This is a genomic window from Gluconobacter sp. (assembly GCF_047723935.1).
GTDB lineage: Bacteria > Pseudomonadota > Alphaproteobacteria > Acetobacterales > Acetobacteraceae > Gluconobacter.
In genome coordinates this window covers 1-9,808 of sequence record NZ_JBDOBO010000083.1, presented here as the reverse complement: position 1 = coordinate 9,808, position 9,808 = coordinate 1, and the positions used below count along the sequence as shown (strand labels likewise).

The 9,808-nt window shown below is 55.4% G+C and carries 8 protein-coding genes and 1 pseudogene; 7 read left to right on the top strand and 2 right to left on the bottom strand.

Going from position 1 to position 9,808, the window contains the following annotated elements:
* Positions 1-855: 855 nt before the first annotated feature.
* Positions 856-1,752 (bottom strand): oxidoreductase, encoded by an 897-nt coding sequence (locus ABF979_RS14860; RefSeq protein ID WP_415560565.1) that lies wholly within the window; start codon positions 1,750-1,752, stop codon positions 856-858.
* Positions 1,753-1,848: 96 nt separating this feature from the next.
* On the opposite strand from ABF979_RS14860, the gene ABF979_RS14855 reads away from it, so the two are divergent.
* The 6 genes and pseudogenes from ABF979_RS14855 to ABF979_RS14830 all read left to right on the top strand — a co-directional run bounded on the left by ABF979_RS14855 (position 1,849) and on the right by ABF979_RS14830 (position 6,522).
* Positions 1,849-2,733 carry a MurR/RpiR family transcriptional regulator gene (locus ABF979_RS14855; protein WP_415560564.1) on the top strand — a complete coding sequence of 295 codons (885 nt, stop codon included), beginning with the start codon at positions 1,849-1,851 and terminating at the stop codon, positions 2,731-2,733.
* A complete protein-coding gene (locus ABF979_RS14850; protein ID WP_415560563.1) occupies positions 2,733-3,593 on the top strand; it encodes a DMT family transporter in 861 nt (286 codons plus the stop codon). The genes ABF979_RS14855 and ABF979_RS14850 overlap by 1 nt, the downstream gene beginning before the upstream one ends.
* Before the next feature lie 9 nt (positions 3,594-3,602).
* Positions 3,603-3,985: pseudogene (locus ABF979_RS14845) on the top strand (IS5/IS1182 family transposase); the annotation flags it as partial.
* Between the two features lie 341 nt (positions 3,986-4,326).
* Positions 4,327-5,100, top strand: coding sequence for an AraC family transcriptional regulator (locus tag ABF979_RS14840; RefSeq protein WP_415560562.1), 774 nt, complete (start codon positions 4,327-4,329; stop codon positions 5,098-5,100).
* A 98-nt stretch (positions 5,101-5,198) separates the two neighbouring features.
* The gene (locus ABF979_RS14835) at positions 5,199-5,825 is read left to right on the top strand and encodes a LysE family translocator (RefSeq protein WP_415560561.1); all 627 of its coding nucleotides are present in this window, start codon (positions 5,199-5,201) and stop codon (positions 5,823-5,825) included.
* Positions 5,826-6,288: 463 nt separating this feature from the next.
* Complete coding sequence (locus ABF979_RS14830; RefSeq protein ID WP_415560560.1) at positions 6,289-6,522, top strand: hypothetical protein; 234 nt, start codon at positions 6,289-6,291, stop codon at positions 6,520-6,522.
* 108 nt (positions 6,523-6,630) lie between these two features.
* Here the strand turns inward: ABF979_RS14830 and ABF979_RS14825 are convergent, their stop codons facing one another.
* Positions 6,631-7,578: an AraC family transcriptional regulator gene (locus ABF979_RS14825; protein ID WP_415560559.1), complete on the bottom strand. Its 948-nt coding sequence runs from the start codon at positions 7,576-7,578 to the stop codon at positions 6,631-6,633.
* Between the two features lie 108 nt (positions 7,579-7,686).
* Here ABF979_RS14825 and ABF979_RS14820 point away from each other — a divergent pair, with 108 nt between their 5' ends.
* On the top strand, positions 7,687-8,919 hold the full coding sequence (locus ABF979_RS14820; protein ID WP_415560558.1) for an MFS transporter: 1,233 nt from the start codon (positions 7,687-7,689) through the stop codon (positions 8,917-8,919).
* Positions 8,920-9,808: the final 889 nt, after the last annotated feature.

The window sequence follows — 9,808 nt, the reverse complement described above, 5'->3', positions numbered from 1 at the left end:
TGCGAATACAGTAGTCTTCTTGTTAGCGAAGCAACTGCAGATTTTAGAATTGGACTAAATTGAGATATTATAAATAATTATTATATATAAAAATTATTTATTTTATAGATTCTATATTTATGCGCGTCTCAATCATGCTCCAGAACCGTGGCAGCACCCTACCTATCCCACAGCGTCATGAGATGATTGCCGCGAAGTTCATCAGGGTCAGAAGTCACTTAATATAGCTGGGGAGCCGTCGCGGGTGACCGGAACCAAGTAGGAGCTTGCTGTCCGAACAGGCACGCCATCAGCAACTAGATGCCATCGCGACATATTGGAAGTGGCCGTTGAAGAAAGATCCGTATGGCGCGTGGTGCCGAGCATTCCACGAGCTTATACCTCTTATTTAGTGTCCGCTATTGGGAAATCCTTAATGGACCGGCATGTAGGCGTATGCCGCCTGTCTGCTCAGCAGGGATAGAGCATCCAGACAGATCTGGGGGAGACTAGAAGGTTCGGCTCTCGGATAAAACTGGGAAACCGGGCATCAGGGCGAGCACGTGGTTCCTGAGTGAGCCTGCTGATTGAACTAAAACTCGCTGGAGAAATACCCATATCGCTGACACCCAAAAGACAGACGCACTTACTTATCCCCAAAATGTCTGTGGGATGAATGATTGTCGTCTAATTGTGCCATCCTCTTTCTTGCTCAAGAGGGTCCGCGTCGTCGAATAACCGTTTAAGGCAGAGCAACTCCCGCTCGATTTTAACGTAAGGCGAAAGTCATCACGCAGACCCAGTCGTCATCATCCATTGCCTTCAAAATTGGGTCGCAGGGATTTCAAAAATAATTTTGATCGTTTCAGCCGTGAATTAGCCTGGACCATCGCTTGCGGCCGCGAGGAGTGGCACAATGACATCGCTGATCGGCGTCGGGATGCCGTGGGCGCGACCTCGACGCCGGATGACGCCGTTGCGGATATCCCATTCAAGGGGACGACCCGCCTCACGGTCCGTAAGAATGGACGTGCCCATGTCAGCAGGAAATGCCAGGAATTTGTCGAGGATGCTCTGAGGAACCTCATCACCAAGTTCAGCGCCCTCGGCGCGAGCCACGGCTAGGCATTCCCGCAGATAAGTGAGCGTCAGTCCGGCGATATCCGACCGGTCAAACATGCCTGAGCGGCGCCGCGTGAGCACCATGAGGCCGGCTGCCGCGTTCTGCAGCAGTTTGCGCCAGGCCTGGGAAAGGAAGTCCTCCGCCAATTCTACGGAACAGCGGGAGCCCTGCAACGCCTCGACAACGATGTGTGAAGCCGACATGTTTGGCAGGGTAAGACGCACATCCCCACGCAAGCGCACCGAGCCATCGGACTGCGCCTGAACAGGAAACCACACAACAGCAGGTATGACCTGCGCCTGCGGACAGTGTGGCCCAACACGCTCCACCTGTTCCGCCCCGTTTTGGAGCACGCACACGACGGTCCTCGGGCTACACAGTACTGACAGCCATTCCGCCGCCGCCTCGATTTGCGTGTCCTTGACCGCAAGGAAGACGAGGTCAGCCTTCCGATCTATTTGTCTGGGATCAGTCCTTACGGGTCCGGGAACGGTGATGAGACGATCGTTATCCTGAAGAGTCAGATGCTCGCGCGGTGTGCGACCACATAGCACCGGAATGTGGCCAGCTTCGTACAGCGCCGTCGCGATCACGGTGCCGATTGCCCCGGGGCCTATGACAGCGACAGCGGTCCTCATATCCGTATTCATGAAAACGGCCTCTCTTGCGAAATCTTTGGCTCACATACAGCTCATAGACGCACATGACACTTGTGCGTTCGATGCGCACTTAGTAACTTATTACACATGATGATAGATTATTGTAATGGAATTACAGATTCTGCAGGGCGATTGGGTCAATGGCTCGGCGGCATTCAGGCACGCACCGGCGACCTCGCTGCCAGCGAGGAGAAGGTGGTCGCACTCCTGCTCACCGATCCCTTGTTCGTCGGCACCAGCACGACTGCGCAGGTAGCCGCCCGCGCTGGCGTTTCAGCACCAAGCGTGATCCGCGCCGCACGTGCGGTCGGGTTCAGCGGCTTTACTGAACTCAAGATTGAGATCGCTCGTGCCCGCGGCACTGCCGAATTCTTCGCACCTTCTGAAACACTCACGGCGGATGCGACGACCGCCACCGTGCTCGAAACATCCATTCGTGCGGGCACCGACGCTCTGACGGCGCTCGGCGGCGCCGTGGACACGACTGCGCTCGACAAGGCCGTTGCCTCTATTCAGAGTGCCCGTCAGGTGATCGCGTTCGGCGCAGGTCCGTCAGCGACAGTTGCTGCTGATGCGGTGTTCCGCCTGCGTGCACTTGGCGTGACGACCATCGGCATCCCGGATTATTTGTCGGCGATGATTGCCACGCGCCTGCTTGGCCCAGGCGACGTCGTCATAGCTGTCAGTTCGACGGGTCGCACGCCAACGACGCTCGGTGTCGCCGACGCAGCCGCCGCCGCAGGAGCATCGCTCATCGCGGTCACCAATCAGTACGGCACACCGCTGGCCACCCTTGCGGACATTGCACTGGTCGTTGGTGGAGCACCACTGCCAGCACAGATGGCCGCCGCTGGCAGCCGATTGGCCCAGCTCGTCGTCATCGACGCACTGGCCGCAGCACTTGCCTTGCGCGACCCGGAGCGTAGCCAACGGGCGGAACGAGCCGGCATCGACCTGCCCGATCTCGCCTGATGAAGCCGGGCACGGTTGAAATAATTCTCGTTGCGGCGGTCGCCCATGCGATGTGGAACCTGGCTTCGAAATACAAGCGCGGTGATACCCTGCTGTTCGTCTGGGCCTATACCGGCATCTCGGCGCTGCTCTGTGTGCCTCTCTGGCTCGCACTTGTAACCCCGGGGCAACAGGTGCTCGACTGGCGGCTTGCCTTGGGCGCGGCCATCTCGGCGGTGCTCCATATCGCATACTCCCTGATCCTGCAGGTCGGATATGACCGCGCAGAGCTGGGCGTGGTCTATCCGGTAGCACGCGGCACGGGGCCATTGCTGACGATGTTTTTCGCGGTCCTCATTCTGGGAGAACACCTTACTGCAGTCGCGATGCTTGGCGCTTTCCTGATCATAGCAGGAATCCTCGTTGTCACAGGAAATCCGTTCAGGCGCGCAAGTCACCACCCGCTTCAGGGTGTGTTATGGGGTGCTGCAACAGGCGCCACCATTGCAGGCTACACTCTCTGGGACAGTTATTCAGTCACTTCACTGCATCTCGCACCAGTAAGTTACTATACTGGCACGCTGCTGCTACAGGGCATATTGCTAACGCCAAGCGCACTGCGTCGGCGTCATCGGATCCCGACTGCGATCCGCGCAAACATCACGCCAATCCTTATTGTCGCCGTGCTTTCTCCTCTGGCCTATATCCTCGTACTCAGCGCCATGCAGACAGCACCAGTGGCGCTCGTTGCTCCCCTGCGTGAATCCTCTATCGTTATAGGCTCTCTTCTCGCATGCATGCTCTTTCACGAGGGCCATCTCACGCGCCGGATCACGGGTGCTGTCATCGTACTGAGCGGGATCATGGCAGTCAGTTTTTGATGCCCCTTCACCGATGCCTCTGCCTGTGACGATGTCAGACTGGGGGAGGGATTGCTCGACCGCCGTAATACAGCATCGGATGTCTGGGTAGAGACGGCCTACCGGTCAAAAGCCAATGAAGTGTGCATGGAAAAGCGAGGTTTTTCCTCAGAGGCTCACAGGAGAAAGTCGCATCGCAAACTCATGCCCCGTCATATCCAACGGTCCAACACTGGCAAATCCATCATTCGATCCCGTGTCGAGCATCTCTCTCTGCTGATCAGAAGTCACAGACGTGACTGTCTGTCCGCACTGTGGGCATCGCCTGGGCCGCGATGAGGATCGGGCTGACCAAAATCGTCTATAATCTGCGCGGCTTTCTATTTCTGGAACGGAGCAGCGTCGTCGCGTAGAAAACCAGGCTATAACGCTCTCCGCTCTGCTCCAGACGTAGGCAGAAAGTCTTCACTCCGAACCATCAATACCTGCGCGTTGAGCCGAAAATCAGGGCATGGTGACTTCAATCAATGGCTCTTCGATCCCTCAAGATGCGAGTGGTAAGATTACGTTGATTTCCGGTTCTTGTTCGGCAAGGTGCAGGCGGTTATGTCCTGCTTGGCGGGAGGCTAGCTGACCCGATCTCAGAACAACAATATGCAAGGACTGTATGGGCGCTAATCTCGAAAAAATAACCAGCCGCCCGCCGTGCGCAGACCAGCATAGCGATACGCAAGCATTCTGGCGGGATCCGGCCTTGCCTTTCGTCGAGAGCCGCCGCGCCTGCCAGAGCTGGGCCTGTTACAAGCCTCATCATCACCCGACCTTTTCAATTGGTGCCGTGGATGGCGGCGCCAGTGTCTTCACAGGTGCTCCGAGTGGCCCAGTTCTCCTGTCTTCTGGCACGCTCGTCTTCATACCTGCATCGCGTGTTCATGCGTGCAACCCGGCTCCCAATACCGCTTGGAGCTATCAGATGCTGCATCTGGACGCCCCATGGCTCCAGGCTGTTCGGCGAGAGTACCTTCGAACTGAATCGATGGAAGATGAGCCGGTGCGTATTGTGACCGATCCGATGATCTATGCGCGCCTCTGTCGTCTCAATGTGCTGCTGTTTGGAGACGCCGATCCTCTCGAAAAGGAGGCCGCTTTGATCGAGTTTGTCGTGGATTACGACAGCGAACAGGGGCTTTTTATTGAAAGACCACTCGTCCCTTTGAACCTGGCCGAGCAGATTCAACCAGCCCTAGACTATCTGTATACGTGGCCCACCGTCAGTACGACCTTGGACAAATTGGCTGTCCTGGCAGGCATGAGCCGCTATCAAGTCATTCGGGCGTTCCGCGCTGTCACAGGCATGACACCACACGCCTGGCAGCTCAATCAGCGCGTCAATCTTGCCAGGGAGTGGATTCAAAGCGAGCACAGCCTTGCAGACGTGGCCCACAACCTTGGCTTTGCGGATCAGGCCCACTTTCAGCGAGTGTTCAAGGCGCATGCTGGTGTGACGCCTGGCCGTTTCCGGGGCTGACGACGGCACGGCTGCAATTTTCTTCAATACAGAAGGTGTTTTGGTGAGCACACTGCGTGGAAAAAACGACGAGTGTGTCCTGAATGCAGCCATTCCTGATGATCGCCGCAGCGCATTTCCTAGCGCTGCTTTCTCCCGGCCCCGATTTCTTCCTGATCGCCCGAAATTCGCTGTCTTCCGGTTGGCGGGTCGCCAGCGGTGCCTGTCTGGGTATTGCTGCCGCCAACGGCGTGTTCATCGTCGCCGCATTTGCGGGGCTTGCCGCGCTGAGCCGAGAAAGCACGTGGTTCGTGATCCTTCAGCTGATCGGTTGCGCTTATCTGCTCTATCTCGGCGTGCTGTTCATTCACCATGCTGGTACCAGCGGCTTGGGAAGTGTGCTGACTCAAGACAGCCACGTCGCGCGATCCAGTCTTTGGTTCGGCGCCTGGCGCCGCGCCGCCAGCATGGGCTTCCTGTCAGGGATACTTAATCCCAAGAATGCACTATTTTATGCCAGTCTGGCGACAATGCTGACTGGGCCTTACGCCAGCACAGGCTGGAAAGCATTCTATGGCATCTGGATGTTCAGCGTCGTGTTACTATGGGATCTTCTGGTGGCGGCCATGATTGGCAATCAGGCCATCCTGCAGCGTTTCGCCCGGGTGCTGCCGTGGCTAGAGCGCGTTTCCGGTGCCATGCTGATTCTGCTGGCTGTGGGTGTCATCATTTTCCTGATGCATTGAGACGCATCGAAGTCTATGCGGTAAAAACCCTCTCCCACCGGCGTTGTTATCGATTGCAATGGCTCGACCACGCTAGTGTCCTGTCCCGCAAATAGCTTCGCTGTGGTGTCGCAAATCTGGACGAAAGCATTGATTTTCTCAATGAGATCCCAAGCACTGACGAAAAAAGCGCAGCGGATGTAGTAGGAACGCCCCCTGCTTTGGATAGGTTTCCTATGATTTCCTTTCTCATCTTTTGATGAGGGGGGATGGAGCCAAGCACCCAAGTTTCTTTGATGTTCTGTTATCTTTTTGATGCAAATTTTTGTATCCGTATTTTTTTGTATCCGTATTTTGCTTGATCGTCCAAAAGACCTAGGCGAACGTTATTTATGATAACGCCCAGGCGCTCTGTATCTCAGATGTCGTGCTCTACGAACTTCTCTATGGGGTCGAAAAATCTCAAATCCGGCAAAGATCCGGCGTGAGGTCGAGTATTCTGCCGCATGTCAGCCTGTTTGGCTGTTTGATGATGATGCCGCTGCGTACATGGCAGAAATCAGGGCTGACGTGGAAGCTCGTGGTTGTGTCATCCGCCCATTACGATCTGATGATTGCTGACCGTGCCCGGAGCAGGGGGCTTGTTGTTGTAACCGGAAATCTACAAGAATTTACCCGAGTAAACGGGCTGCGGTCCGAGGATTGGATGGCAGACTAACTCAGGCAGTAGAATGCGCGCGTTGAAATATCCAGTAGGCAACAAACGAACTACCGATCAAGATCTACAATTTCTTTAATAAACGACGAGGGAACACTGGCTCCGAGACTATTTTCCCTGCACCCGACGGCTGTAACCTGGTGATGTCCCTGTGATCCGCTTGTAAGCACGGCTGAAGGCGGCCTGAGATGTATAGCCGAGGCGATCGGCAACTCTCTCAATGGACATTCTGTCGTAAGCGAGCCAGGTCCGGGCGATGCGCATCCGCAGATCTCCAGCGTAGCGCAAAGGCGAAACGCCAATTGTTTCCTGAAATCGCTTTGCAAACACCGAGCGCGAAAGGCCGCTTTCCGCTGCCAAATCCGCGACGGTCCAGTCACGTCCGGGGTGACGATGCAGGGCAAGAATAGCGCGCGACAGTTTTGGCTCTCGCAGAGCGGTTACAAAAGCGGAACTGTTTCCACACCCACATTCAACCCAGCCTCTGACAATGACCGCCATCACAACATCGGCGAGACGGGCAAGAATACCGGCATCTCCCACGCGCCCGGTGCAGGCTTCCTGTTCCATGGCTGTCAAAATCGGCATGAGTTCAAGATAACGCTGGCTCGTGGCGTCAATCATCATGATCTCTGGCATCAGGGGGACAAGTCCCTGCAGGCCCCCAAGATCAAACTCCATGCAGCCACTAAAGAAAATCGTATGAGGTGTGCCGATGGAGCAAGCCTCCACCGCACACATGGTCTCGCTGAGGGGAACGACATCGCAGTGGTCGATATCCTGAACTGGAGCCGTCGGGTCGGAGAGAATTTGATGGGCATTCCCTTGCGGAAGGAACACCGCATTTCCCGCCGAGAGCGTCTGAAGCGCGCCATCTTCAGTAAGTAGCTTTGCTGTTCCGGTCGCCAGAAAATGGAAATAGGCGCAACCGGGTTTTGCCTTGAAAGCAAAGCCAAAAGAGGACCCAGCATGAATGCGACGGTATTGAATGCCACGCAAACGCATCCCGAGAAGCAGTTCGCTCATGAGGTCAGAGGACGGAGCAATCTGGTCCAATGGCGGAATATCCCGGCGTTATAGTCAAAGAATACAGATTCACAGTCATAGATCGTCCTGAGTATGCCGCATAGCCTGTGTTGCAACAGCAACTCTGAGGACGTTTTCATGAGTGATATATTTTTGGAGCCAACCACCTCGGACATCGGCAGCATAGACGACACCGAGCCTACATCCCCTGCATGGATGGCGGTTTTCTCACTGGCCATGGGGGTTTTCGGACTTCTGACAGCGGAATATCTGCCTGCAAGCCTTCTGACACCCATGGCCGCCGGATTGGGGGTCTCAGAAGCCTTGGCGGGACAGGCGGTCACGGTAACGGCGGTAATTGCCATGTTTTCCGGCCTGCTGACGGCAAGCCTGACGCGACGGGTCGATCGCCGGATTGTGCTCCTTGCGTTCAGTCTACTGATGATCACGTCCAACTTGTTGGCTGCTCTGTCATCCAGCCTCATCGTACTTCTTGCTATGCGGGTCCTGCTGGGTATTGCCCTGGGAGGGTTCTGGAGCATGGCAACTGCGGTAGCGATGCGCCTGGTTCCAGCGGCACTCCTGCCACGGGCTTTGTCGATTATTTTTAGCGGCATTTCGGTAGCAACCGTCGTAGCCGTTCCGCTCGGCAGTTATCTGGGCGGCCTGTATGGGTGGAGAGCTGCCTTTTTTGCAGCGGCGGCGCTCGGCGTTCTCACTCTGGCCTTCCAGTTTTTCACACTTCCAGCTCTGAAGCCCCATAGTCCTGCCCGTTTGGGAACTATTCTGGATGTTTTGCGCAGGCCCGGGGTTGGCGTAGGGATGCTCTGCTGTACTCTTGTTCATACAGGTCAATATGCCTTGTTCACCTATATCCGCCCGGTACTGGAAAACGTGATGGTGATCAATGTCAGCGGTCTGGCGCTGGTATTACTGGCTTTCGGCATCGCAAATTTCATTGGAACACTAGCTGCCGGATGGATACTTGAACGTAGCCTACGCGCTACGCTTGTCGTTATGCCGGTTTTGATTGGGATCGCAAGCTTGGGTCTGATCCTGTTACCTATGGGAATAACTGGTCAGGTGCTGCTGGTGATCCTATGGGGAATGGCTTTTGGTGGCGTTCCGGTGGCGTGGTCGAACTGGGTCGCGCATGCGGTTCCAGATCAGGCTGAAAGCGCGGGTGGAATGGTCGTGGTTTCCGTTCAGTCTGCCATCGCGGCAGGGGCAGCTGTAGGTGGTCTGATGTTCAGTATTGGCGGTGTGGTCGGTGTGTTTAGTGTCGCCAGCGCGATCCTGCTTTTTTCAGCTCTGCTGATCGCGCTCCGAGTACGGACCAGCGCCCGTGAGATGAATGAACAAGCAGCCTAGGGACGCGAGCATGGGGTGATCTAGGCGTCTCGATGGCCGTCTACGATCGCACGTCAATAATACGGCTATCCGGAGAGTCCGCCTCTTAAGCTGAATGGCTTCTACGAAGGAATTACTGACTGTCCGCTCATTTTCCGTGTTGCCCCGGATCACGCCCCGTAAGCCAAGATTGCGCATCAGTCTGGCTACGGTAAAGCGAACGGCCGTGAAATTTTCTCAACGAAGTTGACTCCAGACCTTGCGCACGCTGTGACACCGAAATGCTCAATGAAGACCCGCGACAGTATTTCGGCTTCAACTCTCTATCACGTTGCTCTCGGGCCGATCTGCGGCTTGGTTCGCGTCGCTTTCGTAGCCGTTCATAGTAGGCTGACTGGGTAATCTGTAGCATCTTGCAAATCGGCTCGATCCCGTATGCTTTGCGATATCGACGAACCCCGTCATTTCCGAGGGGGGGGCGGCCGAGGTGCGCTTGGGAGAAATACACCGATGCCCTGCGCAGAGCTTTATTCATCTGATGCACTTCGCGGTTCTCGCGTACCAGGCTCTTGAGCCGACCGGCGGTTTCGGCTGGAACGTTTGCCTGTTTCGACCTTGGCCTTCTTGCCCATTCGTTCAGGGTGTGGGCTGAGCAGCTAATGATTGCCAGCAATCGGCATTATCGCTGTCTAGCTCGAGGGTGCTTGCTTTAGGGCGGTCTTCCTCGATCAAAGTCTCCTAGACAGATCCGGCGCTATCAGAAAAGACTGATTGCATCATGCTTCTCACAAGCAGCGATACAGTCTGTTCTGATATCCAAGCCTATAATGTTCTATAATATTTTAATTACTATGGTAAATAATAATCATATAAAATAAATGTCTTCACGGAGATATAATATAAATTATTT

Bases quoted from the DNA above. Each gene is read 5' to 3' on its own strand.
- ABF979_RS14820 (WP_415560558.1), top strand. From the start codon at position 7,687: ATGAGTGATATATTTTTGGAGCCAACCACCTCGGACATCGGCAGCATA.
- ABF979_RS14850 (WP_415560563.1), top strand. From the start codon at position 2,733: ATGAAGCCGGGCACGGTTGAAATAATTCTCGTTGCGGCGGTCGCCCAT.
- ABF979_RS14860 (WP_415560565.1), bottom strand. From the start codon at position 1,752: ATGAATACGGATATGAGGACCGCTGTCGCTGTCATAGGCCCCGGGGCA.
- ABF979_RS14835 (WP_415560561.1), top strand. From the start codon at position 5,199: ATGATCGCCGCAGCGCATTTCCTAGCGCTGCTTTCTCCCGGCCCCGAT.
- ABF979_RS14855 (WP_415560564.1), top strand. From the start codon at position 1,849: ATGATGATAGATTATTGTAATGGAATTACAGATTCTGCAGGGCGATTG.